Origin of the sequence: Streptosporangium sp. OZ121 (assembly GCF_051918885.1) — a bacterium.
Taxonomy (GTDB): domain Bacteria; phylum Actinomycetota; class Actinomycetes; order Streptosporangiales; family Streptosporangiaceae; genus Streptosporangium.
The window spans coordinates 414843-441686 of record NZ_JBPXMC010000004.1 but is presented as its reverse complement, the minus strand read 5'-3'; the positions used below and the strand labels follow the sequence as shown (position 1 = coordinate 441686).

General features: G+C 71.7%; 24 protein-coding genes. 17 read left to right on the top strand and 7 right to left on the bottom strand.

What is annotated here, in order from left to right; all coding sequences use genetic code 11:
• The first annotated feature begins 453 nt into the window (after window positions 1-453).
• The 5 genes from ACTOQ1_RS12085 to gndA all read left to right on the top strand — a co-directional run bounded on the left by ACTOQ1_RS12085 (window position 454) and on the right by gndA (window position 6857).
• On the top strand, window positions 454-1173 hold the full coding sequence (locus tag ACTOQ1_RS12085; RefSeq protein ID WP_440066530.1) for an ABC transporter ATP-binding protein: 720 nt from the start codon (window positions 454-456) through the stop codon (window positions 1171-1173).
• The gene (locus tag ACTOQ1_RS12080; protein WP_440066528.1) at window positions 1170-1988 is read left to right on the top strand and encodes an ABC transporter permease; all 819 of its coding nucleotides are present in this window, start codon (window positions 1170-1172) and stop codon (window positions 1986-1988) included. The genes ACTOQ1_RS12085 and ACTOQ1_RS12080 overlap by 4 nt, the downstream gene beginning before the upstream one ends.
• Before the next feature lie 150 nt (window positions 1989-2138).
• Window positions 2139-3440, top strand: coding sequence for a glycosyltransferase family 4 protein (locus tag ACTOQ1_RS12075; RefSeq protein ID WP_440066526.1), 1302 nt, complete (start codon window positions 2139-2141; stop codon window positions 3438-3440).
• A 66-nt stretch (window positions 3441-3506) separates the two neighbouring features.
• On the top strand, window positions 3507-5219 hold the full coding sequence (locus tag ACTOQ1_RS12070) for a serine/threonine-protein kinase (protein ID WP_440066525.1): 1713 nt from the start codon (window positions 3507-3509) through the stop codon (window positions 5217-5219).
• A gap of 207 nt (window positions 5220-5426) precedes the next feature.
• A complete protein-coding gene (gene gndA / locus ACTOQ1_RS12065) occupies window positions 5427-6857 on the top strand; it encodes an NADP-dependent phosphogluconate dehydrogenase (protein WP_440066523.1) in 1431 nt (476 codons plus the stop codon).
• A gap of 107 nt (window positions 6858-6964) precedes the next feature.
• On the opposite strand, the gene ACTOQ1_RS12060 is transcribed toward gndA, so the two are convergent.
• Window positions 6965-7570, bottom strand: a complete 606-nt coding sequence (locus ACTOQ1_RS12060) for a TetR/AcrR family transcriptional regulator (protein ID WP_440066521.1) — start codon at window positions 7568-7570, stop codon at window positions 6965-6967.
• A 219-nt stretch (window positions 7571-7789) separates the two neighbouring features.
• Here ACTOQ1_RS12060 and ACTOQ1_RS12055 point away from each other — a divergent pair, with 219 nt between their 5' ends.
• The 4 genes from ACTOQ1_RS12055 to ACTOQ1_RS12040 all read left to right on the top strand — a co-directional run bounded on the left by ACTOQ1_RS12055 (window position 7790) and on the right by ACTOQ1_RS12040 (window position 12676).
• Complete coding sequence (locus ACTOQ1_RS12055; RefSeq protein ID WP_440066519.1) at window positions 7790-8575, top strand: hypothetical protein; 786 nt, start codon at window positions 7790-7792, stop codon at window positions 8573-8575.
• Window positions 8576-8603: 28 nt separating this feature from the next.
• The gene (locus ACTOQ1_RS12050) at window positions 8604-9731 is read left to right on the top strand and encodes a hypothetical protein (RefSeq protein WP_440066517.1); all 1128 of its coding nucleotides are present in this window, start codon (window positions 8604-8606) and stop codon (window positions 9729-9731) included.
• Window positions 9732-9825: 94 nt separating this feature from the next.
• On the top strand, window positions 9826-11295 hold the full coding sequence (locus tag ACTOQ1_RS12045) for a hypothetical protein (protein ID WP_440066516.1): 1470 nt from the start codon (window positions 9826-9828) through the stop codon (window positions 11293-11295).
• Window positions 11296-11380: 85 nt separating this feature from the next.
• Entirely contained in the window at window positions 11381-12676 is a 1296-nt protein-coding gene (locus ACTOQ1_RS12040) for an AAA family ATPase (RefSeq protein ID WP_440066514.1), read from the top strand.
• A gap of 13 nt (window positions 12677-12689) precedes the next feature.
• Here the strand turns inward: ACTOQ1_RS12040 and ACTOQ1_RS12035 are convergent, their stop codons facing one another.
• Window positions 12690-13643: a GNAT family N-acetyltransferase gene (locus ACTOQ1_RS12035; protein ID WP_440066512.1), complete on the bottom strand. Its 954-nt coding sequence runs from the start codon at window positions 13641-13643 to the stop codon at window positions 12690-12692.
• A 235-nt stretch (window positions 13644-13878) separates the two neighbouring features.
• Window positions 13879-15453 (bottom strand): MDR family MFS transporter, encoded by a 1575-nt coding sequence (locus ACTOQ1_RS12030; protein ID WP_440066510.1) that lies wholly within the window; start codon window positions 15451-15453, stop codon window positions 13879-13881.
• Window positions 15454-15588: 135 nt separating this feature from the next.
• Here ACTOQ1_RS12030 and ACTOQ1_RS12025 point away from each other — a divergent pair, with 135 nt between their 5' ends.
• The 4 genes from ACTOQ1_RS12025 (at window position 15589) to ACTOQ1_RS12010 (ending at window position 17773) form a co-directional block, all read left to right on the top strand.
• Window positions 15589-16140, top strand: a complete 552-nt coding sequence (locus tag ACTOQ1_RS12025; RefSeq protein WP_440066509.1) for a TetR/AcrR family transcriptional regulator — start codon at window positions 15589-15591, stop codon at window positions 16138-16140.
• A complete protein-coding gene (locus ACTOQ1_RS12020) occupies window positions 16137-16454 on the top strand; it encodes a DUF4031 domain-containing protein (protein WP_440066507.1) in 318 nt (105 codons plus the stop codon). The genes ACTOQ1_RS12025 and ACTOQ1_RS12020 overlap by 4 nt, the downstream gene beginning before the upstream one ends.
• Window positions 16455-16486: 32 nt before the next feature.
• The gene (locus tag ACTOQ1_RS12015; protein ID WP_440066505.1) at window positions 16487-17032 is read left to right on the top strand and encodes a type 1 glutamine amidotransferase domain-containing protein; all 546 of its coding nucleotides are present in this window, start codon (window positions 16487-16489) and stop codon (window positions 17030-17032) included.
• A 213-nt stretch (window positions 17033-17245) separates the two neighbouring features.
• A complete protein-coding gene (locus ACTOQ1_RS12010) occupies window positions 17246-17773 on the top strand; it encodes an ATP-binding protein (RefSeq protein ID WP_440066503.1) in 528 nt (175 codons plus the stop codon).
• Here ACTOQ1_RS12010 and ACTOQ1_RS12005 read toward each other — a convergent pair.
• From ACTOQ1_RS12005 to ACTOQ1_RS11995, 3 genes are read right to left on the bottom strand one after another with little or no spacing between them, the layout of a single operon-like run.
• Window positions 17660-19102: a WS/DGAT/MGAT family O-acyltransferase gene (locus ACTOQ1_RS12005; RefSeq protein ID WP_440066501.1), complete on the bottom strand. Its 1443-nt coding sequence runs from the start codon at window positions 19100-19102 to the stop codon at window positions 17660-17662. The two genes, ACTOQ1_RS12010 and ACTOQ1_RS12005, sit on opposite strands and share 114 nt — an antisense overlap.
• A 3-nt stretch (window positions 19103-19105) precedes the next feature.
• Window positions 19106-19264, bottom strand: coding sequence for a hypothetical protein (locus ACTOQ1_RS12000; protein WP_440066499.1), 159 nt, complete (start codon window positions 19262-19264; stop codon window positions 19106-19108).
• Window positions 19265-19293: 29 nt separating this feature from the next.
• Window positions 19294-20364, bottom strand: a complete 1071-nt coding sequence (locus ACTOQ1_RS11995; RefSeq protein WP_440066497.1) for a PucR family transcriptional regulator — start codon at window positions 20362-20364, stop codon at window positions 19294-19296.
• Window positions 20365-20526: 162 nt separating this feature from the next.
• On the opposite strand from ACTOQ1_RS11995, the gene ACTOQ1_RS11990 reads away from it, so the two are divergent.
• Complete coding sequence (locus ACTOQ1_RS11990; protein ID WP_440066495.1) at window positions 20527-21834, top strand: serine hydroxymethyltransferase; 1308 nt, start codon at window positions 20527-20529, stop codon at window positions 21832-21834.
• Window positions 21835-22042: 208 nt separating this feature from the next.
• Here the strand turns inward: ACTOQ1_RS11990 and ACTOQ1_RS11985 are convergent, their stop codons facing one another.
• Window positions 22043-23143 carry an NADH:flavin oxidoreductase/NADH oxidase gene (locus tag ACTOQ1_RS11985; protein WP_440066493.1) on the bottom strand — a complete coding sequence of 367 codons (1101 nt, stop codon included), beginning with the start codon at window positions 23141-23143 and terminating at the stop codon, window positions 22043-22045.
• A gap of 137 nt (window positions 23144-23280) precedes the next feature.
• On the opposite strand from ACTOQ1_RS11985, the gene ACTOQ1_RS11980 reads away from it, so the two are divergent.
• The 3 genes from ACTOQ1_RS11980 (at window position 23281) to ACTOQ1_RS11970 (ending at window position 26829) form a co-directional block, all read left to right on the top strand.
• Window positions 23281-23628, top strand: coding sequence for an ArsR/SmtB family transcription factor (locus ACTOQ1_RS11980; RefSeq protein ID WP_440066491.1), 348 nt, complete (start codon window positions 23281-23283; stop codon window positions 23626-23628).
• A gap of 126 nt (window positions 23629-23754) precedes the next feature.
• A complete protein-coding gene (locus ACTOQ1_RS11975; RefSeq protein ID WP_362686632.1) occupies window positions 23755-23973 on the top strand; it encodes a DUF2277 domain-containing protein in 219 nt (72 codons plus the stop codon).
• A 258-nt stretch (window positions 23974-24231) separates the two neighbouring features.
• A complete protein-coding gene (locus tag ACTOQ1_RS11970) occupies window positions 24232-26829 on the top strand; it encodes an MXAN_6230/SCO0854 family RING domain-containing protein (RefSeq protein WP_440066489.1) in 2598 nt (865 codons plus the stop codon).
• Window positions 26830-26844 lie beyond the last annotated feature (15 nt).

The window sequence follows — 26844 nt, the reverse complement described above, 5'->3', positions numbered from 1 at the left end:
GCTTCATGCACTGGCTTTTAACACACTGTTGAGTTCTCAAGAAACGGACGCGTACACCATCACCCTGACCCGACCAACCGGTCCGGCAGAACTCCGGGGCGTTCGTTCTGTTTTATTCTGTTCTTTCGTTGTGCCTTTATTCTTTCAGGCCCGCTTTTTCGTGTCAAACCGACCCGATCCGGCTTACCTGTTTCAGAATTTACAGCCTCCCCTTTCGGGGCAACCCGTCTAACTTACTTGATCGTCCGATTCGTGTCGAATCAGACCCCTTTGGGGACAAAGATCCCGTCAGGATAAAGATCGTCAGAGAGGGTTCCGAGGCCCCGGCGTCACCGCCGTCTCCCTCGGGTGCTGGTGAACTTTATGAACCCCGGCCCGCATCGTCAAATCAACCGTGCCACCCCGGGGGAAAACCGATTGCCCGCAGGGGGCGGCGGACCGCACGCTGGCGTGGTGGTGATTCTTGAGGCCGTGGCACTGGCGAAGAGGTTCGGCTCGGTGGCTGCCGTCCAGGAGGTGAGCCTCACCGTCGAAACGGGTCAGATCGTCGGCCTGCTCGGTCCCAACGGCGCGGGCAAGTCGACGACCCTGCACATGCTCCTCGGGCTGATCACGCCCGACAGCGGAAGCATCGACATGTTCGGCCTGGATCTCGCCGGCAACCGGACCGAGGTGCTCAGCCAGATCAACTTCGCCGCGAGCTACGTCGACCTTCCCGGTGTCCTGCACGTGCGCGAGGTGCTCGACGCATTCGCCCGGCTGTACGGAGTGCGGAAGCCGAAGGTCCGGGTGGAGGAGGTCATCGAGCTGCTGGACCTGGGGCCCCTGCGCAGGCGCCGCGTGATGGAGCTCTCCTCCGGCCAGCGTACGCGCGTGCAGCTGGCCAAGGCCCTGATCAACGAGCCGAGCCTGCTCATCCTCGACGAACCCACCGCCAACCTCGACCCCGACGCCGGCGACCGGATTCGCAACCTGCTCGTCCGGGTGGCCGCCGAGAGCGGGCGCGCGATGCTCATCACGTCCCACAACATGCAGGAGGTGGAGCGGATGTGTCACCGCATCCATTTCATGTCCGAGGGCCGGATCGTGGCCAGCGGAAGCACCACCGAACTCACCGGCGTCTACGGCGTGCAGGATCTGGAAGAGGTCTTTCTCAAGGTGGCGCGATCATGACGATGGTCCTTCCTCCGCTCGGCCTGGCCGCGCGCAGGCGGCGGATCAGCGGTGTGGTCTTCCGCGACCTGGCGGCGCTGCGCCGCAGCCCGATCCGGATGTTCGAGATCGTCTTCTGGCCCACGATCGAGTTGTTCGTCTGGGGCTTCGTGACGTTGTTCCTGCAGTCGCAGCGCGTGCCGTTCATCGCCGCCTTCCTGATCGGCGCGGTCCTGCTGTGGCAGGTGCTCCAGAAGGCCAGCAACGAGATATCGATAGCGTTCCTCGAGGACATCTGGAGCAGGAACTTACTGAACGTCCAGGTCAGCCCGCTTTCCAATGTCGAGTACGTGATCGGGTTGATCGTGTTCTCGTTCGGCAAGGTCGTCTTCGCTGTCGCGATCATGTCGGGGCTGGCGCTCGGCCTCTACGGTTTCGGCGTGACGAGCATGGGCGTGGGGATGGTGCCGTTCATGGCACTGCTGCTGGTGATGGGCTGGTCCCTCGGCCTGGTGGGAATCTGCGCGGTGCTGCGGTTCGGCGAGAACGCCCAGGTGATCGCCTGGTCCCTGGTCTTCGTGGTACAGCCGCTGGCCGGCATCTTCTACCCCGTCGAGACGCTTCCCGGCCCTCTCCAGGCCATCGCGGAGTTCATGCCCGCGACCCATGTCTTCACGGGCATGCGAACCGTGCTGAACGGCGGCGCCGTGCCCTGGGAGAGCCTCGCCTGGGCGGCACTGCTGGACGCCGTCTACCTCGTCGCCACGCTCGGCCTGTTCGCGTGGGCGCTGCGCCACGCTCGCGTACGCGGCCGGTTGTCTCGCTTCGGCGAATAACGAGCGACAGGCGACAGGCGACGATAAATCAAGAGCACCGGGAGGACAAACAGCTCACCGGGCAGTGAGCAGGATGTCGTGACGTGCGCGCTTCGGGGAAAGCCGCTCCGGGAAAGTGAGGGAGGGAGGCGAGGGGCGGGGGCTCTCAGGATGCCGGGGATCTCGGGGACGTCGGCGAAGGTGCGCGGACACGCCAGGCGCGCGGCGCTCCGGCTGCTGCGGGCCCGCAACGAGAGGCGGGCGCGGCGCGCACCGGCCCCCGACACCGGAACGGTCCGTATCCTGCTGCAGCACGCGTACGGGATGGGCGGCACGATCAGGACCGTGCTCAACCTGGCGGGGCACCTGGCGCGCGAGCGCGACGTGGAGATCGTCAGCGTGGTCCGGACGGCGAAGGAGCCGTTCTTCCCCATCCCGCCGGGTGTGCGGGTGTCGTTCCTCGACGACAGGACCGGACGGCGGGGGCCGGTGGCACGGCTGCTGTCGCGGCTGCCGAGCGTCCTGATCCCGAGGCAGGAGAACATCCATCGGGCGGTCTCGCTCAGGACGGACCTGCTCATGGTCCGCTTCCTGCGGTCCATGCGCTCCGGCGTGCTGATCTCCACCCGGCCGGGGTTCAACCTGATCACCGCGCTGTTCGCGCCGCCGGGCGTCATCACCGTCGGCCAGGAGCACGTTGCCCTCGACCTGCACGCCCCGGAGGTCGTCCGGCTCATCAAGCGGCGCTACGGCAGGCTGGACGCCTTCGTCACCCTCACCCAGACGGACCTGGAGCACTACCGCAGGGCGCTGGAGGCGCCCCCGGGACGGCTGCTGCGCATCCCGAACGCCGTGACCGCGCTGGCCGGTGACATCTCGAAGCTGGACGAGAAGGTGGTGATCGCCATCGGCAGGATGGTGCACGCCAAGGGCTTCGACCTGCTGGTCAAGGCGTGGAAGCCGGTGTCGGAGGCGCATCCCGACTGGGTGCTGCGCCTGTACGGGCGCGGCAGGACCGGGGCCGAGCGAAGGCTCCGCGACAGGATCGAGGAGGCCGGGCTGTCGGACACGATGCTGCTCATGGGCAGCTCGCCGGAGATCGGCATGGAGCTGGCCAGGTCGTCCATCCACGTCGTCAGCTCGCGCTACGAGGGGTTCAGCATGACGATCCTGGAGGCGATGAGCAAGGGCGTGCCGGTGGTGAGCTTCGACTGCCCGCACGGCCCCGGAGAGGTGATCGTCCACGAGCACAACGGGCTGCTGGTCCCGGGGAGGAATCCGGCGGCGCTCGCGGAGGCGCTCTGCCGGTTGATCGAGGACCGGGAGCTGCGCCGCGAGCTCGGCGGGAACGCCGTGCTCACGGCCTCCGGCTACGGTCTCGACACCATCGGCGCCCGCTGGGACGCGCTCCTGGCGGAGCTCGGCGACGAGCATTCCACCGGTCACGAACGTCATTTTCCTGACCAGGCATAAGGGGATACATCCTCAATTAGCCGATCAAACTCCGGTAATCTGCCGCTCATCTTCAGGAGGTGGCAGGTGGCCGAATCCGGCGCCTTTGCGGTACCGGGCTACGAGGTGTCCGGGGTACTCGGCCAGGGCGGCTTCGGGATCGTCTACCGGGCCAGGCAGCTGGCGGTGGAGCGCGAGGTCGCGCTCAAGGTGGACAACCGGGTGCTGGTCTCCGAGCGGGACCGGCGCCGTTTCATGCGTGAGGTGACCTCGGCCGGCGCCCTCTCCGGCCACCCGCACGTCGCCCATGTCTACGACGCGGGGGTCCTGCCCGACGGCCGGCCGTACATGGTCCTGGAGTTGTGTCCCGGCGGGTCGTTGCTGGACCGGATGCGGGCCGAGAAGCGGCTGCCGCCGGCCGAGGTCGCCGACATCGGCATCAAGATCGCCGACGCGCTGTCGGCCGCGCACGCCACAGGGGTGCTGCACCGCGACATCAAGCCCGCCAACATCCTGATCAACCGGTACGGCAACGTGGTGCTCTCCGACTTCGGCCTGGCCACCATGCCGTCCTCGGGCGGCGAGGCGTCGGTGACCAGGGAGTCCCTCACCCCGGCCTATGCCCCGCCCGAGGCGTTCGAGCTGACCGAACCCGCCGCCGCGGGCGACGTCTACTCTCTCGCCGCCACGCTGTACGCGCTGCTTTCCGGGCGCCCGCCGCGCTTCCCCGAGAGCGGCGTGGTCAACATCGCGGTCATCATGGCCCTGCACCGCCTGCCCGTCCCCGAGATCCCGGGGGTGCCGCCGGAGCTGACCGCCGTGCTCAGGGAGGCCATGGCCACCGACCCGGCGCGTCGCACCCCCTCGGTGTCCGCGCTGCGCGACGCCCTCACCGACCTGCGCCTGGAGGGGGGCGGTCCGGCCCGCCGGTCCCCTGCACCGCGTCCCGCCGCCTCTCCTTCCTCTCCCCCGGTTCCTGCCTCTCCCCCGGCTCCGGTCGCGGGCCCGGCACGCACGCCGTACGCGGAGCCCCCGTACGCGTCGTCGTACGGCACGCCGGCGGCGCGGGGCGGGCCGGGCGGGCCGGGCGGGGAGGTGGCGCGGTCGCATCTGACGTCGCCGGGCCTGAAGGGGCTTTCCAGTACCCGGTCGCCCGCGGCGGCCCCGGCGCATCCCTCCTCGTCGAACGTGCGGGTCTTCGTCGCGGTGGCCGTGGCCTTCGCGATCCTGCTGATGGCCGGGGTCGGGCTCATGTACATCGAGAACCGCGACCAGACCCCGTCCACCGGGCAGCGGCCCGGCTCGCAGGCCCTCCAGAACGCCGGCGAGGACGGGAACGCGGCCCCGGAGGCGGACGCGTCCGCGGCTCGCGAGGTCCCCGAGGTGGCCACGGTCACGGCCGCCTGCCCCGCCGCGGCGGTGGCGGGCGCGGGAGCCGCGTGCGTGGTGGAGCCCGAGTGCTGGGGCGGTCTCGTCTCTATCGCGGGCGACGCCACGGCCAAGCGGATCGGCTGCGAGGAGTCCCACTCGTGGGAGACGTTCGCGATCGCCCCGCTGCCGCGGGACTCTCTCACCCACGATCAGGAGGCCCTGGAGAAGCACCCGACGGTGAAGAAGGTGTGCGCGGCGCAGATCATGCTCGCCTCCCGGTACGGCGACGCCCGCGGGATCGGGCGGGCCAGGTGGCGGAGCACGGTGCTGCCGCCCTCGAAGGAGCAGTTCCAGGGTGGTGCGCGGACCTATCGCTGCCTGGGCGGGGTCCTCGGCTCGGAGGCTCCCGGAACCCTGTTCCGCCACTGATCCCAGGGGATCCCAGGGGATCCCACGGCTTCGCACCGGGCCCGGGCCTCTCTCTCCCCGCTCCCGCCGGACGCGGAAACCCCGTGGAAACGGGCGGGTTCGCGGATCCGTACGGCGCCGGGGCCCTCTCTCCCGGGACCTCTTGACGGCTTTGATCGGCGGTGGGTGCAGACTGGCATTCTTGGACACGACAAAGGAGTGTCAGAGATGACTCAGGCTCAGATCGGTGTGACAGGACTGGCCGTGATGGGGGCGAACCTCGCCCGCAACCTGGCCAGGCACGGGCACTCGGTAGCGGTACACAACAGGTCCCAGCACAGGACCAAGGCACTGATCGAGGAACACGGGGACGAGGGAACCTTTGTCCCCTGCGAGACTCCGGAGGAATTCGTCGCCGCGCTGGAGCGGCCCCGGCGTATTTTGATCATGGTCAAGGCGGGTGCGCCCACCGACGCGGTGATCGAGGAGTTCGCCCCCCTCCTGGAGCCGGGCGACATGCTCGTGGACGGTGGGAACGCGCACTTCGCCGACACGCGCAGGCGCGAGGCCGCGCTGCGCGAGCGCGGCATCCACTTCGTCGGCGCGGGGGTTTCCGGTGGCGAGGAGGGCGCGCTGCTCGGGCCGAGCATCATGCCCGGCGGCTCGAAGGAGTCGTACCAGGCGCTGGGCCCGCTGCTGGAGGACATCGCGGCGAAGGTGGACGGCGTGCCCTGCTGCACGCACATCGGCCCCGACGGCGCCGGGCACTTCGTGAAGATGGTGCACAACGGCATCGAGTACGCCGACATGCAGCTCATCGCCGAGGCCTACGACCTGCTCAGGCAGGGACTCGGCCGGACCCCGGCGGAGCTCGCGGACATCTTCGCGGAGTGGAACGAGGGCGAGCTGTCCTCGTACCTGATCGAGATCACCGCCGAGGTGCTGCGCCAGGTCGACGCGACCACGGGCAAGCCGCTCGTCGACGTGATCGCCGACCGGGCGGAGCAGAAGGGCACCGGCCGGTGGACGGTGCAGATCGCGCTGGACCTGGGCGTTCCGGTGAGCGGCATCGCCGAGGCGGTGTTCGCCCGCTCCCTGTCCGGCCACGCGGACCTGCGGGAGGCCGCGCGCGGTCTGCCGGGCCCGTCGGGCGTGCCCGCGGGGGCCGTCGGCGACGAGTTCGCCGAGGACGTGCGGCGGGCGCTGTACGCCTCGAAGATCGTCGCCTACGCCCAGGGATTCGACCAGCTCAGGGTCGGCAGCGCCGAGTACGGCTGGGACCTCGACCTCGGCGCGCTGGCCACGATCTGGCGGGGCGGCTGCATCATCCGCGCCGTCTTCCTCGACCGCATCCGCGAGGCGTACGCGGCGCAGGACAAGCCGGTCACGCTGCTCGCCGCCCCCTACTTCGCCGACGCGCTCACCCTGGCGCAGGACTCGTGGCGGCGGGTGGTGTCGAAGGCCGCCGAGCTGGGCATCCCGGCGCCCGGTTTCTCGACCGCGCTGGCCTACTACGACGGGCTGCGCGCCGAGCGCCTGCCCGCGGCCCTGATCCAGGGCCAGCGTGACTTCTTCGGCGCGCACACCTACGAGCGGGTGGACCGCGAGGGCTCCTTCCACACCCTGTGGTCGGCCGACCGCACGGAGGTCGAAGGCTAGAGCCGGTAGCCCCCGGGGGCGGCGGATTCCCGCCCCCGGCCCGGTCCCGGCCCTGTCCCGCTCCCCTGCCTGCCCCGCCCGTTCTGCCCCGGCCCGGTGCCGCGTGTTCAGGGGAGTTCGGGGAGCAGGGCGAACGCGTGGTCGGCGGCGGCGACGGCCGACGGGTGGGTCCCCTCGGCCGTCGCCCCCCCGACCAGGGCCAGCCAGTTGCGCCGGGCCAGCACCCGCTGCGCGGCGAGGACCTGGCCGGCGACGAGCAGCGCGGTGAGCTCGTCGGTGTCCTCGGCGAGCGCGGCGGCGAGAGCCTCCTCGTCGAGGGCCATGTAGTGGAGCACCCGGGCCGCCAAGCTGGGCGTGGAGAAGACCATCCGGTGGTAGCCGAGCACCTCGGGGTGGTCGTTGAGCCCCGTCACGGGATCGCGCCGGTCGAGCCCGGCCAGGAAGTGCCGGTGCAGCGCCGCCAGCGGCCTCTCGCCCGCCCCGCGCTCGCGGACGACCCGGGCGGCCTCCCCCTGGTGGTCGGAGATGCGGTGCAGGACGAGGTCCTCCTTGGTCGGGAAGTACTTGAACAGGGTCGGTTTGGATACCCCCGCCGACGTCGCCACCTCCGCGACCGACACCTCGTCGAACCCGCGCTCCAGGAAGAGCGCGATCGCCGCCGCCGAGATCGCCTCGTGGACCTGCTGTTTCTTGCGTTCCCGAAGTCCTGTCACGCGTTCCAACCTAACAGAAGCACAACTCGGTTAATATCTTAACCAAGTTAAGGCTTTTGGGAGTGAGGTGCGACGACCGACACGGGACTCGACGACGAGCGGGTTTTTCACCTTTGATGCACCTTTCGCCCGTTATTGCCATTCAATGGCTCGCGCTTTAATGCTGGAATTCGCTGGAATTCAGGGGAGGCTGGTGGAACTCCTGTTACGCTCCGGGCCGTGAGTGATTCACTGGACGCGCTGGAACGGCGAATAGCCGACCTCCGCGCCGAGGTGCGACGGGCGGTCAAGGCGAGGGAGAACTCGCTCGCCCGGTCGCTGCGCGGGGATTTACGCAGGGCCGAGCAGGCGTGGGACGCGGCGGTGGCCTCCGACATCCCGGCGGCCCCGGCGCCGCCGCACGAACCCGAGACCTCGCTGCTGCCCATCAGGGAGCAGGTGCACCAGGCACTGACCATGCTGGGCGTGCCGACGCCGGCCAAGCTGATCGTGGCGGTGAACGACGCCTTCTTCTCCCGCGAGCTGCGCGGCTCCCAGCTGACCAGCCTGCGGCGCGACGAGGAGCGCTCGTTCCGCGGCGACCCCTACGCCAGACCGTACTACCTGTGCGCCGCGCTGACCGACCGCCTCTCCCCCGCCCGGGGGCTGCTCGCCGACAGCACGTGGCCGCCCGAGCTGCGGGTGCTGGGACCGCTGAGCCCCCGCGTCGACTTCCTCACCTCGGCCATGCGCGTCGCCGAGCAACTGACCCGGCTGACGGAGCCGCCCCCGGGGGCGGTGCGGCTGCTGTCGCGGATGGCGCAGAACATCCCGGGGGCCGTCGAGGGATTCGCCCCGGCCGACCCGGCGACCGCGATCCGCGCGGCGCGGGCCGAGCTGGAGGTGCACCTGGCCGCCGACTCCGCGCAGCGGGCCGAGGTGGCGGCACGGGCGACGAGGCAACTACCGGACGTGGAGCGCCTGTTCGGCGCCACCGCGATGAACACCTTGAGGGGGGCCTGTTGAAGACCAGGCTGGACGGGGAGACCGGCTCATGAACAAGCTCAGGGAGAGGTCCTTCCCGAACAGGCTTGACGAGCTGCGCGGACCGATGCCGTCCCGCCCGCACGACGCGCGGGCCATCGCGGCGCTCGCCGCCAACCCCGGCTGCGCGCGCCGGGCGCTGATGGACGCCGCCGGTGTCGACAAGGACCTCACGGCCCGGCACGTCGGCTTCCCCGCGCCGTTCGGCCAGTCCCAGTTCGCGATCAGCCGTGGCAACGTGTTCGAGGCGCTGGTGAAGGAGAACGGCTGCGCCGAGCTGCTGCGGCTGCTGCGCGAGCTGCTCGGCCTGGCCGTCGCCCAGGTCGGCTACCAGGACGTGGAGAGCGTCGGCTCCCACCTGCGCCACTCGCACACCCGGGCGCTGATCGACCGCGCGGCGCGCGAGGACGACGGGACCGCGGTGTTCTACGACCACCCGCTGCTCAGCCTGCAGATCGCCGGGCACACCTCCTACCTGGAGCCGGACGTGGTGGCCTTCCAGATCGGGGGGCGCTTCCACATCGTCGAGATCAAGTCGTTCGGCATGATCGACGGCCAGGCCGAGCCGGACAAGGTCGCGGCGGCGACGCGGCAGGCCGCGGTCTACGTCCTGGCGCTGCGCACGCTCATGGCCGACCTCGGCCACGACCCTCAGCGTGTCTCCCACGACGTGGTCCTCGTCTGCCCGGAGAACTTCGCCAACCGCCCGACGGCGGCACTGGTCGACGTGCGCAAGCATCTCTCGGTGCTCACCCGCCAGCTCACCCGGATGACCAGGGTCGAGCACCTGCTGGAGGGCCTGCCCGGCGACCTGACCTTCGATCTGGCCCCCGGCGAGGACGGCGTGCCGACCCGCTCGGCGGAGGAGCTGGCCCAGGCACTGCTCCAGGTGCCCGCCCGCTACGCGCCCGACTGCCTGTCCACCTGCGACCTGTGCATGTTCTGCCGTCACGAGGCCCGCGCCTGCGGGTCCACCGACCTGCTCGGGCGCCAGGTGCGCGACCAGCTGGGCGGCGTCTCCGGCATGGACGAGGCCCTCGGCCTGGCCGAGGGCACCCGCGAACCGGCCGAGGGGCAGGAGGAGATCGCCCGCCTGCTCCGGCTGGCGAACCGGCTGCGTGAGGAGTCGCTGCGGTGAGGACGGGCGCACCGGCCGCACGAGACGTCACCGCGGCGGACACCGGCACACCGGGCCCGGCCGCCTGGTCCTCGCGGCGGACGGGGGGCGGCAGGTGAGCACGCTGACGGCGCTGGCGCAGCTGCGGGCCGTCAGGGACGGCGTCGCGCAGCGGATCACCACGGTCCGGCACTGCCACATCTCCGCCCAGCCGATGGTGCTCATCCCGCTCAAGCTCGCGGGCGAGGCCGCCGCGCCGCTGGCCGCCATGGTGGGCACCGACCCGGGTCACCCCCGGCTGCTCATCGTTCCCCAGCCCCGCAACCGGGACCAGCGGTTCGCCTTCGCCGCCGGGCTGGCCGAGGTGCTGCTGCCGTACATCGAGGGGTTCGAGAAGAGCACCGAGACGGTCGAGCGAAGGGGCGGCGAGCCGTACGAGCGATGCCTGGACGCGCCGCAGATCCTGGTGCCGAACCGGCCGGCGGCCTCGTTCGCCGGGCTGCTCGGCCGGTCCACCCGGTTCCGCCGGGCCGACGGCCCCTACCCGGTGCATCCTTCGGTGCCGCTGCTCGGCCGGTGGCTGACCTACTTCGGCGACCGGTCGCGGCAGCCGGGCTCCTCGGTGCTGCTCGCGGCCACCGAGGCGCTGAGCCTGCACTGGGCGACCGGGCAGAGCGGGCTGGAGGACGCCAACCTGGCGGCGCTGCTGGGGTGGATCGATCCGCCACCGGGAATGTCCGGACGCCGGGCGGCCGAGGAGGCCGAGGACCCGCTGCTCTGGCCTCCGGCCGGTCCCGCCACCGACCCCGGCTTCGACAACGAGGTGCTCGGCCCCGCGATCCGCGCCTACGAGGAGGCGCCGACCGATCGCGCCGTCGACCGGATCGCCCAGGCGCTGCGCACCCAGCTCGACCCCACCTGGCGGCTGATGTGGCGGAGCGTGGACCTGCTGCGTTCCCTGCCCGAGGGGTCGCGGGTCAAGGACCGCTGGGAGATCGACCGCGGGTCGTTCACCCGGTTCGTCGAGCGGATCGCCGAGGGCGGGCCGCCGCAGGCGCGCAGGGACGGGGCGGTCGGCGCCGCCGCGCGGCTGGCGGGCCTGGAGCGGGCGCGGGCGAGCTACGACGTGCAGCGGGCCCACGACGACCCGCTGCTCATGGCCGAGTACCGGCTGAGCGGCGAGGCCTTCGCCGGAACGGTGACGTCCGCCGACCCCGAGCACAGCGAGGGCGAGGGCCGCTCGCGCAAGCTCCGCCCCCTGATCACGGTGCGGACCGGCGACCCGGTGCGGCTCGCCCCCGGCACCACGGTCGGCAGCCCCGACCGGCGCGGCCACGCCGCCGAGATCGTCGAGATCGCGGACGGGGAGATCACCCTCAAGGTCACCAAGGGGATGGGGCGGGGCAGGACACCGGCCCCCGGCTCGGTGCCCGAGCCGGGCGAGCGGGTCTCGTACACCTCACTGACCGACGACTTCCAGTCGTCGGCGGCGCTGCCCGACCCGGAGCGGACGCCGTGGACCCACGGCGGCCCCCCGCAGGAGTACGAGCCCGGTGACGACGACGCGCAGGAGGAATGGCTTTGAGCGTTCACCGGACCCCGCGTCGCCGGGCGGTGTCCCGTCCGGTCGCGCGCGCTCCTCGCGCGATGGGCCGTGACGGGGGTGCGGCATGACCCCGCAGCAGGAGGCGGCGGCCGTGGTGGAGGCCGTGCTCGCCGACCTGCCCCGCCACCGCGGCGTGGTCGTGGACTCGCCGCCGGGCGCGGGCAAGTCCACGCTGGTGGTGAAGGCCGCCGGGCACATCGCGGAGACCGGCGAGCCGCTGATGATCGTCGCCCAGACCAACGAGCAGGTCGACGACCTGGTGGAGCGGCTCGCGGCCGAGCACCCCGACCTGCCGATCGGCCGCCTGTCGGCGAGCGGCTACATCACGCCCGCCCGCGTCCTCGCCCACCCCAACGTCTCGGTCGCGGGCAAGCTGCCCGACCTGGGAGACCCGGCCGTGGTGATCGCCACCGCCGACAAGTGGGCCTGGATCGGTGACCGCACCTGGCCGTGGGCCATCGTCGACGAGGCGTACCAGATGCGCTCGGACAAGCTGCTGCGCATCGCCTCGCTGTTCGAGCGGGCGCTGTTCGTGGGCGACCCCGGCCAGCTCGACCCGTTCTCGATCGTGGACGGCGACCGCTGGGCGGGCCTGTCGTGGGACCCGGTGCAGAGCGCGGTCTCGGTGCTGCTGCGGCACAACCCCGACCTGCCGGTGCACCGGCTGCCGGTCTCCTGGCGGCTGCCGGCGTCGGCGGCGCCGGTGGTCTCCGAGGCGTTCTACCCGTTCACCGGCTTCCGTGCCGGGACGGGCCCCGACGACCGGTCGCTGGAGTTCACCGTGAACGGCATGCGCACCTCCCACGACCGGGCGCTGGAGGAGGCGGCCGTGTCGGGCTGGGCGCTGTACGAGCTGCCGAGCCGCCACACGGTGCGCACCGACGCGGAGGCCGTGACGGCGACCGCGCTCCTGGCCACGCGGCTGCTCCAGCGGGGCCCGGTCGCGCACTCCGAGCGCGGCAGCCATCCCGTCACGGCCGACCGGATCGCCATCGGCGCCGCGCACCGCGACCAGGTCGCCGCGATCAGGGCCGCCGGGGTGCCGCCGGAGATCACGGTGGACACCGCCAACCGCCTGCAGGGCCGGGAGTACGACGTGACGATCGTGCTCCACCCGCTCTCCGGGCGCCGCGACGCCACCGCGTTCCATCTGGAGTCGGGGCGATTGTGCGTGCTCACCTCCCGGCACCGCCACGCCTGCGTCGTGGTGGCCAGGGCGGGCATCCCCGAACTCCTGGACGCCCACCCGTCGTCCGAGCCGGTCCAGCTCGGCGTGCCGGTGAAGTTCCCCGACGGCTGGGAGGCCAACCAGGCGGTGCTGGCCCATCTCTCCAAGCACCGGGTGACCCCGGACGGATGACCGCTCTCCGCGGTCAGATCGTGCGCCGCCAGACGTCGATGGCCAGCACCTGGCGCATGCCCACCGAGAGGTAGAGGTCGAGGGCGGGCGTGCTGTTGTTGGCGTCGACGTGGAGATAGGTGCCGGCCCGCCCGCGGCGGGCGTCGTCGGCGAACGCCCCGCGCAGCATGAACCGGCCCAGGCCCCGGCCCCTGAAGGCGGGAAGTACGGCCAGCCGGCGCACGTAGCCGCAGTTCTCGTCGCCGAGGAAGGCGTCGGTCCCCAGCAGCATCGCCACGGGCTCGCCGTCGAGGCGGGCGACCGCCAGCTGCGCCCAGTCGGTGTTGACCGAGGAGTCCAGCTCGCCGTACCACTCGTCGTAGTCCTTCGGGGTGAACCCGAAGTGCTCGGCGAAACCGGCCTGCTCCACGGCGTGGCCCTGGCGGCGCACCTCCTCGGTGAGCCCGTGGTGCACCGTCGTCCCGGCCGGGAGGTCGGGCCGGGGCACCGTCCCCTCGTGGTCGGCGCGGAGCCGGATGAAGCTGGTGGCGGCGGCGAAGCCGCGGGCGGCGGCGACGGCGCGCTTGCCGCTGTCCTCTCGGTAGAGGCCGATGTCCACCACGGCCCGGTCGTGACCGAGCTCGGCGGTGATCTGCCTGGCCCGCTCGGTCACGGTGTCCCAGAGCGGGCCGGTCAGGTCCGGAGTGGCGGGGTGCACGACGACGTCCACGTCGACGTTGTCGCCGCCGCCCTTGCGGCAGGCCCAGGCCCACGCCACCAGCCGTCCGGTCTCGTCGTGGACGAGCCAGCCGTCGGACTCCGCGTCGAAGGAGGAGTCGTTCAGCTGGTCGGCGACGTCGTCCAGGGTCATGTCGGCCTTGCCGATCACCTGGGTGTCGCAGAGCGAGATCAGCTCGTGGATCTCGCGGGCGTCGCCGGCCAGCGGCCGCCGGGTGACGTACCCGGCGGCGGGGGTGGTTGTCTTCATGCCCCCATCGTGGCGGGGGTGGCTTGGGGATCGCTGGGCCGGGACTTGGGGCCTGGCGGCCGGCCGTCAGGCCCCGGCGAGCCGGTCGGCCGGGCACTGGGACCGGGACCTGGGCCTGGGCCTGGGACTCGGACCGATCCGCAGGTCGGTCGGGCACCGGGACCGGAACCTGGGCCTCACACCAATCCGCGGGTCGGCCGGGCACCGGCGCCTGGGCCTCGCACCGGTCGGCCGGTCAGTCGAGCGCCGGAACCGGGGTCTGGGCCTCCTCGGACGCCTCGGGCCCGCCGCGCAGCGGGATCTCCTTGATGAAGGCCGCCAGCAGCGGCACCACGACGGCGAACAGGATCGCCCACCAGAAGACGCTGGAGACGGACTCGGCCAGCGACTCCAGGAAGCCGACCCGCACGTTGGCGGGCAGCTCGTGCAGCGCGGCCGGGTTGAACTGGGCACCGCCGGAGGCGAGCTGCCCGCCCGCGGCGCCCAGCTTGCTCTCCAGGCTCGAGGTGAGCTGGTTGTTGAAGACCGCGCCGAACAGCGAGACGCCGAACGAGCCGCCGATGGAACGGAAGAAGGTCGAGGCGCTGCTGGCGACGCCGAGGTCCTTCTGCTCGACGCTGTTCTGGGCGATCAGCATGGTGGTCTGCATCAGGAAGCCCATGCCGAGGCCGAGCACCGCGATGAACACGCCGGTCTGCCAGGCGGGGGTGTTGACGTCCATCATGGAGAGCAGCCACATGCCGAACGCCATGCCCGCCCCGCCGAGGATCGGGTAGATCTTGTACTTGCCGGTCCGGGTGATGGCGCGGCCGACGAAGAGCGAGACCACCATGGCGGCGCCCATCATCGGGAGCAGCAGCAGGCCGGAGTTGGTGGCACTCGCCCCCTGGACGGTCTGCTGGAACAGCGGCAGGAAGTTGATCGCGCCGAACATGGCGAAGCCGAGCAGGAAGCCCACGCCCGAGATCAGGCTGAAGTTGCGGTCGCGGAAGACGTTGAGCGGCATGATGGGCTCGGCCACGCGGCGCTCCACCAGGACGAACAGCACCAGCGTGACGACGGCGAGCCCCGCCAGGCCGAGGATCTGCCACGATCCCCACGCGTAGTCGTTGCCGCCCCAGGTGGTGATGAGGACCAGCGCGGTGATGCCGGCCGAGAGCAGGGCCGCGCCCAGCCAGTCGATGCGGTGCTCGGTGCGGAGTCTGGGCAGCTGCAGCTTGATCGCGAGCAGGGCGAGGGCGGCGAACCCGACGGGCAGGTTCACGTAGAAGGCCCAGCGCCAGTCGAGGTGGTCGGTGATGAACCCGCCGACGAGCGGGCCCGCGATCATGGCGAGTGACATCACGGCGGCCATGATGCCCTGGTACTGGCCGCGCTCGCGGGGCGGGACGAGGTCGCCGATGATCGCCATGGCGTTGACCATCAGGCCCCCGGCTCCCAGGCCCTGAAGCGCGCGGAAGGCGATGAGCTGCGTCATGCCGCCGGAGGGCCCGCCGAGCATCTCGGAGCCGGCCATGCCGCAGAGCGCGGAGCCGATCATGAAGATGACGATGGAGGCGAGGAAGATGCTCTTCCTGCCGTACAGGTCACCGATCTTGCCCCAGATGGGGGTCGAGACGGTGGTGCCGAGCACGTAGGCGGTGACCACCCAGGACAGGTGCGTCAGCCCCCCGAGCTCGCCGACGATGCGGGGCAGCGCGGTGCTGACGATCATGTTGTCGAGCATGGCCAGGACCATCGCGAGCATCAGGCCCGGCAGCACCACCATGACCTCGCGACGCCGCGCCGGCGCGGCCGCGGTCTCCTTCACTTCTTCGCCCCCTGTTTGAAATCCTTTGGAGATCCTTGTGGATCTTCCTTACTTGCCGACCGGCTAGCATCGGCTATGCTGGAATGTAAGCCGCTTACTTGCCGGCCGTCAAGTTGATTTCTCGGTAAGGGAACCATGAGGGAAAACGCCGACACACGGACGCGCATCCAGGAGATCGCCCTGAAGCTCTTCACCGAGCAGGGCTACGAGGCCACCTCGCTCCGCGAGATCGCGGAGGCCCTCGGCGTGACCAAAGCGGCCCTTTACTACCACTTCAAGACCAAGGACGACATCATCGCCAGCCTGGCGGAGGACCGGGTGAGGGCGATCGAGGAGCTGGTCACCTGGGCCCGTTCCCAGCCGCGCACCGACGAGACGCGCGAGGAGCTGATCCGCCGCTACTCCCACGACCTGTACCGGGGCAGGCACCGCGAGGTCATGCGGTTCTTCGAGCGCAACCAGACCTCGCTCAAGAACCACCCGACGATGGAGAAGACCCGCGAGCGGATGTTCGAGCTGCTCGCCTTCCTCGTCGACCCGGAGGATCCCCTGTCCACCCAGCTGAGGCACTCGATGGCCCTGTTCGCGCTGCACGCCTCGCTGTTCATGCTCAGGGACGAGTCGATCACCGACGAGGAGCGCCAGGCCGCCGCCCTGGAGGTCGCGCTCGACCTCGCCCGGCGGTGAGCGTGCTCATCGACCCGCCCAACTGGCCGGGTCCGCACGACCTGCTGTGGTCACACCTGGTCAGCGACAGCTCGATCGGGGAGCTGCACGCCTTCGCGGAGCTGCTCGGCGTGCCGCGCCGGGCGTTCGACCGCGACCACTACGACGTTCCGGAGACCGTCTACGAGCGGGCCGTCGCGCTGGGCGCCGAGGCCGTGCCCTCGCGCGAGCTCGTCACCCGGCTCATCGCCTCCGGTCTCCGCCGGCGCAAGGTCCGTCCCGGTACCGACGGTTCTCGCATGGATCCCGACTCTTCGGGCATGGCATCCCTTTGATGACATCACCGCACGTCAACGGAGGAGACGACATGCTGAACGGCAAAACGATCGCGTTCCTCGTGGCCCCGGAGGGCATCGAGCAGGTCGAGCTCACCGAGCCCTGGCAGGCCGTCAAGCAGGCGGGAGGAACACCCAGGCTCGTCTCCACCGAGCAAGGTCAGGTCCAGGGGTTCAACCACCTCGACAGGGCCGACACCTTCCCGGTGGACGCGACGGTCGAGGAGGTCTCCGCCGCCGACTTCGACGGGCTGGTGCTGCCGGGTGGCGTCGCCAACCCCGACTTCCTGCGGACCGTGCCGGAGGCCGTCGGCTTCGCGAAGGGGTTCTTCGACGCGGGCAAGCCGGTCGCGGCCATCTGCCACGCGCCCTGGACCCTGATCGAGGCGGACGTCGTGCGCGGCCGGAAGGTCACGTCCTGGCCGAGCCTGCGGACCGACCTGCGCAACGCCGGGGCGACCTGGGAGGACCACGAGGTCGTGATCTGCTCCTCGGGCCCGAACACCCTGATCACCAGCCGCAAGCCCGACGACCTCAAGGCCTTCTGCCAGGCCGCGATGGACGCCTTCTCGGGCTAGCGCCATCGATCAACCCAAGCCGGGCGGGGGTCTGCGACCCCCGCCCGGCGGGCGTTCCGCGCCCGGAGCGAATCCTCCACACATCCGATTACCTGTCACGTATGCGGCACTTTGCCATGTGTTGCCGTATTCCAGGGACACGATCACCCATCCCCGATTAGGACGGGTCGCCCAGGGCAAAGCTTCTACACATCGCTGCGAAAGGAGGGGACCGTGGAGGCCACGATTGCGTTGCGTCTGCCGCGTGACGCCGCGAGTGTTCCCGTGATCAGGCAACTTCTCGACTCCTCGCTCCAGGCCCTGGGCGTGGTGCCGCAGATTCGCGAGGACATCCAGCTCATGCTCTCGGAGGCGTGTTCCAACGTCATCCAGCACGCCACCCCCAGTGACGACTACATGGTCAGCACCGAGCTGACCAGGGACCGCTGCGTGATCAAGGTGGTGGACGCCGGCAACGGCTTCGACTTCTCGGAGACCACCTCCCCCGCCCCCACCTCCGAGCACGGCCGGGGGCTGCTGATCATGCAGGCCCTGGCCGACGACATCCGGTTCGTCAAGCGGCAGGAGCGGGGCTCGATCGTCTGCCTGGAGAAGACCCTGCGCTTCGTCGAGGACGCCCCCGGGCTGTCACTGCTCCTCAACGAGGAACTTGAGCTCCAGGAGGGCGTCCCTGAGATAGTCGGTGACGGTCCACACGTCGGGGACCATCTCCCTGCAGGCGATCACGCCGACGTCAAGTGAGCCGTCGTAGGAGAAGACCGTGATGTTGATGCCGCCGCTGGCGTCGGTCACGACGGAGACGGGGTGGTACGAGAGAAGCCTGGCGCCGTTCACGTAGAGGGGGAGCTGCGGGCCGGGCACGTTGGAGATCACCACGTTGATCGGGCCCGCGCTGCCGGCGAACAGGTTGAAGGCCGCGCGGGAGGCCAGGCCGGTCAGCGCGGAGGGCATCATGTCGCTGAGCTGCTGGAGCCAGCGCGCCGGGGCGAGCGACGAGCGGTCCTTGATCAGGCGCATGGCGTCCCGTACCGCCATCAGCCGTTCCACCGGGTCGGCGATCTGCGTCGCCAGAGTGGTGATCATGATGCTGACCTGGTTGCCCGCGCTCTGGTCGCCGGGGACGCGGAGCGAGAACGGCACCCCCGCGACGAGGGGCTGCTCGGGCAGCGCGTCGTGCTTGAGCAGCCACTGGCGCAGCGCCCCGGCGCACAGGGACATCACCACGTCGTTCACCGTGACGCCGAAGGCGTTCTTGACCAGCTTGACGTCCTCCAGCGGCAGGGTGGTGTAGGCGAACCGCCGGTGCGCGCTGATCCTGCCGCTGAAGGGAGTGCGGGGAACGGTCATGCGGGGCATGGCGGGCACCTCGGCGGCCCCGGATCCGGACAGGTAGGTGGCCAGGTCCCTGGTGAGCCGCGAGACCAGCCCCGCCCCGGGCACCTGGGAGATCAGCGGGATCTCGTCGAGGTGCGGGACGGCGTTGATCAGGAACCGTATCGTGTTGGCCGGGTTGACGACGGCCTTGGCCAGCCCTCTGACGACCATCTCCCCGGTGTCGATCTCCTCCTCGGGCTCGGCCGCGGGCGCCAGCCGGACCTCGGCGGGCTCGGGTGAGGTGTCCAGCAGGCTGGCCAGCACGTCGGCACCGGTGACGCCGTCGACCGCGGAGTGGTGGACCTTCATGTAGAGGGCCGTGCGGTCGCCGCGGAGGCCGTGGATCAGATACATCTCCCAGAGCGGGCGGCGCCGGTCCAGGCGGCGGGCGTGCAGCCTGGCCACCTGCTCGCCCAGCTGCTTGTCACTGCCCGGCCTGGGCAGCGCGATCTCGCGCACGTGGTAGTCGAGATCGAGCCTGGAGTCCTCGGTCCAGTACGGATGGTCAAGGCCGAGCGGGACGAAGGCGAGCCTCATCCGGAAGGGCGCGGCCAGGTGGAGGCGATGGGCCAGCAGCGACACCAGGTCGCCGCGCGACAGCCCACCGGACAGGATCGCGAGTCCCCCGATGTTCGCGACGTTCGTCGAGGTCTCGAAATTCAGGAACTGCGTGTCCACCGCACTGAGCTGCCGCACCGTCTACCTCCGGGATGTCGTTCTCCCATCCTGCTCCCGCGAGGTCCCCAGAGCCAACGCGGCCAGCCCCACCAGGAAGACTACGGACACAAGGATCAACGACAGCGGGATGAGCACGAGCACGACGATGACGGTCATGATCTCGCTGATCAACTGCGGCACCGGAGAGCTGTGCCCTGATTACCCGGCCGTTACACCGCGTTCCAGCGACAGAGCTTCAGCGCGAGATGGAGTTCTAACCTGTGGGTTCCGTTCTTGAGGTTGCGGCCGGCCAGCTGCTCGATTCTGGCGAGGCGATAATAGAGGCTGGTGCGGTGCAGGTGCAGCTGTCTGGCGGTCTCCTGCGCGTCTCCCCCGCTGTCCAGATAGGTCTCCAGGGTGACGAGGAGCGCCGGGTGCTCGCGCAGCGTGTCGAGCGGGCCGCCCGCCGAACCCGGCCGGCCGGTGAGCGGCTCGGCGAGCAACCGGTAGACGCCCAGGTCCGGCCAGTGGGCGACCGGCCGCAGCGTGCGTTCCGCCGCCGCGGCCCTGGCCGCGGCGAGCGCCTCCTCGTGCGCCCGTACGGCCGACTCCAGCCCCGGGTGCGACGCGCTGACCCCGACGCCCGCCCGGATCCTGGCGGCCAGCCGCTCCCCCAGCGCCGTCGCGTCCTCGCCGCGGTTCAGCAGCAGCACGGCGTGGCGGTCCAGGATCGTGAAGGCCGGCGGGCGGCGCACCCTGGCCAGCTCGGCGCCGACCGCCTCGCGCAGGCCGTCCGGGTCGCCGCGCAGCGCCATGACGCGCAGCGGCCCCTCTCCGAGCACACCCGCCGCACGCCGCACGCCGATCTCGCCGATGAGCAGCTGGCTCAGGGTGTGGGAGCTGCCGCCGTCGTCGAGCAGGGCGGCGATCGCGGCGGCGTCGCGTACGGCCCTGTCCCGCTCCTGCGGGTTCAGCGGGCCATGCCCCTCGATGATCCAGAGGTAGCCGACGCGGCGGTCCTGGTGGAGCAGGGGCACGCAGAGCCGGGCCGCCATCCCCAGGTCAGGATTTTTCGGGATCCGCACCGGCTCGCGGGTCGCGGCCACCCCGTGCGCCTCCTGCCAGGCGCTCACCTCCGCGGGAACGGACCGCGAGAGGATGGCCTGGGCCCTGACCTGATCGACCTCCCCGTGGTGGGCGCTGTGCGCGACGACGCGGCCCTCCAGGTCGTCCACGGACATGCCCCTGCCCACCGCCATGGCCAGTGATTCCAGCAGGTCCTGGACATCGTCCGCTATCACGGTCCGATCCTACATATGTAGGAAGTATCTCCGGCGTCGGAACGATGACTCGATCTGGCGCGAGCCGTAGCGTCGCACTTGTTCATTTCGGGGAGTCCGTCTCGTGAGAGGCGGGGAGTCCGTCTCGTGAGAGCCGTCCGATCGCCCGGTGAAAGGAGCCTCGTGGAGGAGCGCAGCCGCGTCGCCCCGTGGGCGCCCCCGCGGGCACAGCTGCGCCTGGCCGAGCTTGAGGCCGAGGTGGACGGTCTGGGACTCGACGCGGTCACCCGGCTGGTCGAAGCGGTGCTGGCCGAGCACCGCGGCCGCCTCGACGAGGACGGCGTGGTCCTGTACGCGGGCACCAACACGATGAGCGCGCGCGCGAGGGCCGCGCACGAGATCTCCCTGGGCTGCCGCCCGTCGATGGGCTGGCCCGGAGACAAGCACCAGACCGGCCTGGACGAGCTGGACGTGCTGGAGGTGCTCGCCCCGCTCCAGGTCGCGGCGCTGATGGGCGGCGAGTTCGCCGAGGTGCGGCTGCAGAGCGCCACCCTGGCCAACCTCGCCTGCTACAGCGCGTTCGCCCGCCCCGGCGACACGATCGCGGTGCTGCCGGAGACCGCCGGGGGCCACGCCGGCCACCACGCCCAGGGCGCCGCCGGGATCCGGGGCCTGAGGGTGGCCGGCCTGCCCTACGACGCCGGGCGGCTCGACGTCGACCACGCGGCCCTGCCGGCGTTCCTGCGCGAGCACCGGCCCGCGCTGGTGGTGATCGGCGCGAGCCTGATGCTCTTCCCGTACGACGTCGCGGGAGTGCGGGCGGCGTGCGACGAGGTGGGGGCCCTGCTGGTCTACGACGCCTCGCACGTGGCCGGGCTGATCGCGGGCGGCCGGTTCCAGCGGCCGCTGGACGAGGGCGCGCACCTGGTGACCATGTCCACCTACACGTCCTTCGGCGGCCCGCCGGGGGCGGCCGTCGTGACCCGCGACGAGGATCTCGCCCGCCAGGTGGCGTCGGCCGCCTATCCCGGCCTGACCGCCAACTACGACGCCTCACGGCTGGCACCGCTGGCCCTGGCCGCCGCCGAGCACGCCGCGGGAGGTTCCGGGTACGCCGACCGCTGCGTCGCCAACGCCGGGGCGCTGGCCGCGGCGCTGGACGGCGAGGGTTTCACCGTGGCCGCCGCCCACCGGGGCTGGACCGTCTCGCACCACGTGGCGGTGGACGCCGCCGCGTTCGGCGGCGGGGACGAGGCCGCCCGGCTGCTGGCCGAGGGCGGCGTCTATCTCAGCGGCGTCCACCTTCCCGGGCAACCTCCCGGTGAGCCCGCGCGGGGCCTGCGGATCGGCACCCAGGAGGTGACCCGCCGCGGCTTCGGCCCGGAGACCATGCGTGAGGTGGCGGTCCTGATGCGCCGCCTGCTCATCGACGGCCAGGCTCCCGCCACGGTCCACCGGGACGCGGTGGCCCTGCGCCGCGCCACCCCATGATCACGGACCGGCCCGCTCGACCCCCGGGGGTCCGCCCCCTGGCGGGCCGGTCCGCCCAACGCCACTCCCCCTGACAGGCGGACCGGCCCGCGCCCCCCTGGCGGACCGGTTCGCCGCCTTCCGCCCCACCCGCGCGCGTCGCCTCATACGGACGGGTCACCTCCCCGCCCGGCGGCGGGGACGCGCGCGGGTGGCGGCCGGAACCGGGTCAGACCGCGCGGTGGTACTGGTCGGGCCAGCGGGCTCCGGCGGAACCGAGCTCACGGGCGGCGAGGTTCGGCCAGTAGGGGTTGCGGAGCAGCTCGCGGCCCAGCAGGACGGCGTCGGCCTGGCCCGAGGCGATGATCTCCTCGGCCTGCCGGGGCCGGGTGATCTCACCGACCGCGCCCACCGGCAGGTCGGTCTCGGCCTTCACCCTGGCCGCGTACGGCACCTGATAGCCGGGCCCCGCGGGGATGCGCGCCCTGGCGACGTTGCCTCCGGTCGAGGCGTCGAGCAGGTCGACGCCGTGGGCGAGCAGGTCCTTGGCGAAGCGGACGGTGTCGTCCGCGCTCCAGCCCTCGCGGTCGTCGGCGGGGTCCTCCGCCAGCCAGTCGGTGGCCGAGATGCGGAAGAAGAGGGGAAGCTCGTCCGGCCAGACCGCGCGGACCGCGTCGACGACCCGGAGCGCGAAGCGGGTGCGGTTCTCGTACGAGCCGCCGTACGCGTCGGTGCGGTGGTTGCTGAAGGGCGACAGGAACTCGGCGATCAGGTAGCCGTGCGCGCCGTGGATCTCGGCCACCCGGAAGCCCGCTTCCAGCGCCCGCCGCGCCGCGGCGGCGAAGTCGTCCACGATCCGGTCGATGTCGCCGGCGCCCAGCTCCGTGGGAGTGGGGTGGACGTCGCTGAAGGGGATCGGGCTCGGCCCGACCGGCTGCCAGCCGTGCTCGCCGGGACCGGTGGGCGCGCCGCCCTGCCAGGTGCGGCGGGTGGAGGCCTTGCGCCCCGCGTGCGCGAGCTGGATGCCGGGCACGGCGCCGTGCTCCAGCAGGAAGCGGGTGACGCGGGTGAACGCCTCCCGCTGGCGGTCGTTCCAGATCCCGAGGTCGGCCGGGCTGATGCGTCCCTCCGGCGCCACCGCGGTGGCCTCGGTCAGGATGAGCCCGGCGCCGCCCACCGCGCGGGCGGCCAGGTGGGACAGGTGCCAGTCGGTCGGCACTCCCTGCTCCGGTCCCTCGACCGCCGCGGAGTACTGGCACATCGGAGCCATCCAGACCCGGTTGGGGATGGTGACGGACCTCAACGTCAGGGGCTCGAACAGGGCGCTCACGGCCGCACTCCTTCTCGGGAGGGATCTCGGGGACGGCGCCCCGGCTTCACATCTAATACGATAGTCTACGTACTACGATAGATGTCAAACTACGACCACCTTCGTACAATAGAGTCGACCCACAGAAGGGACCCACCGTGTCGACCGCGTCCGCCAGGGCTCTGGAGCACCCCGCGTGCGGGGAGATCCGTCTGGAGGGCGTGCTGCACGCCCTGTCCGACCCGATGCGCCTTCAGATCGTGCGCTTCCTGTGGCAGCTGGAGGAGGACGAGGGGGCTCCCTGCTCGGCGATCGAGCTGGCGGTCACCAAGTCGACCACCACCCACCACTTCCGGGTGCTGCGCGAGGCGGGCGTGATCAACCAGGTCTACCGGGGCACGGCCAAGCTGAACGCGCTGCGCCGGCGGGACCTCGACACGCTCTTCCCCGGGCTTCTCGGCGCCGTCCTGGCCGCCGACGCGATCCAGTGCGAGCGCGACGGCTGACCACCGGCGCTCCCCGGAGCCGGGCCGGGCGGTTCCGGGGTGATCCAAGGACCGGCCGGGCGGTTCCGGCGAGGCGAATCGGATCCGGAGGACCGGAAGAGCCGCGAGACGGAGTACCGTCCTGTCATGTGCCGGAGTATCAAGACCCTTCGTGAGCCCTACGCCAGCGACGTGACCGACGACGACGTGCGAGCCGCCGCGCTCCAGTACGTCCGCAAGGTGTCGGGCTTCCGCTCCCCGTCGACGCGCAACGCCGAGGCCTTCGAGCGGGCCGTCGAGGCGGTGGCCGCCGCGACCCGGACCCTGCTCGACGATCTCCAGCTGAAGCACGTCTCCCGCGACTGACCTCGGACGACCGGAGACGGCGGAAGGCGGGCGGCGGCGGGGACGCCCGCCGCGACACGTACGTTCCTCCGGCGGAGGCGGGGACCGCTCCGCGCCGGGAAACCAGGACGACAAAGAGCCCCGGGGGACAGTACGGTTACCCCCGAGGGGCGGCTCCTGGACGTGCTTCCTTCTTCTCATGCAAAGGGCTTTAGCGCGTCCGCTCTCCGCCCCTCCTCGCATTCTTCCGACAGGGAGCTCGGGCAGGGAGAGCACACGATGAACAGGACGGCCGAGATCCTGCTGCGGCGGCGCCGGCTCGTGCTTCCCGCCCTCCTCCCCGCCGGGGAGGCCGCGACCCCTCCGAGGCGCTACTTCCGCAAGCCGCGCGGCTCGCGGTGGATCGCCGGGCCCGGCCTCGGGCTCGGCATGCAGGTGCTGGAGACCGAGCTCCTGCAGCACGGCTTCCTGATGTCGGCCGCGCTCAGAGCCGAGTTCGGGCGGATGACGGCCACCGACCTCGGCCTGGCGGGCCGCGGGCTCCTGCACGCGCTGCGGAAGGAGGTGGGCGACCACGTCGAGCACGTGCCGCTCTTCCGCCACTTTCCCGAGAGCGTCCCCGCCGACACCGCCGAGCTCTACGTCCGCAGGGTGTTCACCGTCCTGCTGCAGGAGCCCGAGCAGCCGTGCGCGCTGTGCGGGCGAAAGGACACCGTGCAGGCGGTCTCCCCCTGCGCCCACCTGGTCTGCCACGCCTGCTGGGACGGCTCCGACTACGCGGGCTGCCCGATCTGCCACCGCAGGATCGACCCGGACGACCCCTTCCTGCGCCCGGCCGACGCCCCGGCGGCCCGGACCGCGCCCACAGCGCCCACAGCGCCCACAGCGGCCGTCACCCGCCGCTCCCTCGGCCTGCTCTCGTTCCACGACGACGTCGCCGCGGCCGCCCGGGAGGTCACCGTCTCGCTGCTGGAGCGCCGCACCCCCCTGTCGGCGGCCGACCGCGAGGACGTCACCGCGCTGATCGGCGACCACCTGCCGGAGGCGGCGAGCTGGCTGCCGGAGACCATCCCCGTCCGCGAGACCAGGGCGGCCGTCCTGGCGACGCTACTGCCCCACCTCTCCCCCGCCGCCGCGCGCGACCTGCTCGACCGGCACGCGGACACGGCGACCGACGTGCTGCGCCTGCTGTACGCGCTCATGGGCGGCGACCCGGGCCTGCGCACCAGGCCGCCGCGCCGTCTCTCCCTGCCCCGTCCCGTACGCCGCGTGCTGCTGGCCCGCCTCGACTCGCTGCCCCTGCGCCACCTCGCGGAGGACCTGTACCGCCACCCCGAGGCGTGGAAGCACATGGCGGAGACGCTGCACCCGCACGAGTTCCACCGGCGCCACCCCACGGTGGCGCTGGCCTTCGCGGCGCTGCGCGGCACCCCGCTCACCGGCGCGTTCGGACGGGCGATGCTGGAGCATGCGGCCGGGCACCCCGACGTGCTGCGCGTGGACGGCGGGCGGTTGCGCGTGGAGACCTTCGCGAGCCGGGTGGAGGCGGCGCTGCGCGCGGGCGAGCCCGCGCTGCCGCTGCTCGCCGCGAGGCCGGGCGAGCTGGTGCGGCGACTCTTCAAGCTCCTGTCCAACGGGGAGAAGGGCGTCGCCGAGGCGACCACCGCCGCCGCGCCCCGGGTCGCGCCCGGGGTGCTGATCGCCGCCCTCGGCAGGCTCCGCACGCCGGTCGGCGGGTCGCGGGTCTTCCTTCCGCGCGGCGACACCGCGCGCGCCTGGGTGCGGCCGGACGGTCGCCCCGAGCTGCCCGAGGGCGAGACCGGGCCGGTCGTCGCGGCGCTGACCGGCGAGATGCTGCGCCGCGCGGGCGCGCTGCCCCCGCTGGGGCGGGTGCTGCTGGACGAGGGGCTGGCCGACCTGGTCGCGCCCACCTCCGAGCGGTCCGCCTCCGGCTCCCTGGTCAGGATTCCGCGTGGCAGCGTGCAGCCGCTCCCCGACGGGGATCGGATCCGCCTGTTCCTGCACTGGGCCGAGCCGCCGGGCGAGCAGATCGACCTCGACCTGTCGGTGATCCTCTACGACACGCACTGGCAGTACGTCGGCCACTGCGACTACACCAACCTGCGCCTGGACGGGGCCGCCGCCGTGCACTCCGGTGACCTGACCTCCGCCCCCGAGCCGCTCGGAGCCTCGGAGTTCGTCGACCTCGACCTCGCCGCGCTGCGGGCCCTCGGCGGGCGCTACGCGACACCGATCGTCTTCAGCTACAACGACGTGCCGTTCGACGATCTCGTGCGCGGTTTCGCCGGGTTCATGAACCGGCCGGAGGGCCTGTTCGACCCCCGGGCGGTCGAGCAGCGTTTCGATCTGACCGGCTCCGACAAGATCCGGTCTCCTCTGGTGGCCGACCTGTGGTCACGCACGATGCGCTGGATCGATCTCGGCCAGGCCAGTGAGGGGTACGGGCACAACGCGTTGGGCTACGGCTCGCATCTGGCCAGGATGTACGCCGCGATCGAGGACTCCTGCCTGCGGGCCGGGCACGTCACCCTGTGGGAGGTGGCGTGCTGGCACGCCGCCGCCCGCGCCGGCGAGGTGCTGGTCCGCCGCCTGGACGGCTCGGTCTCCCGTTACGCGCGCCGGGCCGGCGAGGACGTCGCCGGTCTCGTCACCAGGCTGATGGCACACGACCACGACGGACCCTGGGAGGAGCCGGTGGGCGACACGGACCTCGCCGTGCTCGTCCACGCGGACCTGGACCTGCCCGAGGGCTCCCGGCTCTACGCGCTCTACCCGTGGAGCGCGGACGCGAGCCGGGTGGAGCTGCTGGACGCCGCCGACCTGGTCGGCGCCCTGGCCCCGGAAACCTCCGGCTGATCACCGGTCCGGCCG

Bases quoted from the DNA above. Each gene is read 5' to 3' on its own strand.
- ACTOQ1_RS12080 (WP_440066528.1), top strand. From the start codon at position 1,170: ATGACGATGGTCCTTCCTCCGCTCGGCCTGGCCGCGCGCAGGCGGCGG.
- ACTOQ1_RS11970 (WP_440066489.1), top strand. From the start codon at position 24,232: ATGAACAGGACGGCCGAGATCCTGCTGCGGCGGCGCCGGCTCGTGCTT.
- ACTOQ1_RS12075 (WP_440066526.1), top strand. From the start codon at position 2,139: ATGCCGGGGATCTCGGGGACGTCGGCGAAGGTGCGCGGACACGCCAGG.
- ACTOQ1_RS11975 (WP_362686632.1), top strand. From the start codon at position 23,755: ATGTGCCGGAGTATCAAGACCCTTCGTGAGCCCTACGCCAGCGACGTG.
- ACTOQ1_RS12040 (WP_440066514.1), top strand. From the start codon at position 11,381: ATGACCCCGCAGCAGGAGGCGGCGGCCGTGGTGGAGGCCGTGCTCGCC.
- ACTOQ1_RS12015 (WP_440066505.1), top strand. From the start codon at position 16,487: ATGCTGAACGGCAAAACGATCGCGTTCCTCGTGGCCCCGGAGGGCATC.
- ACTOQ1_RS12025 (WP_440066509.1), top strand. From the start codon at position 15,589: ATGAGGGAAAACGCCGACACACGGACGCGCATCCAGGAGATCGCCCTG.
- ACTOQ1_RS12035 (WP_440066512.1), bottom strand. From the start codon at position 13,643: ATGAAGACAACCACCCCCGCCGCCGGGTACGTCACCCGGCGGCCGCTG.
- gndA (WP_440066523.1), top strand. From the start codon at position 5,427: ATGACTCAGGCTCAGATCGGTGTGACAGGACTGGCCGTGATGGGGGCG.
- ACTOQ1_RS12050 (WP_440066517.1), top strand. From the start codon at position 8,604: ATGAACAAGCTCAGGGAGAGGTCCTTCCCGAACAGGCTTGACGAGCTG.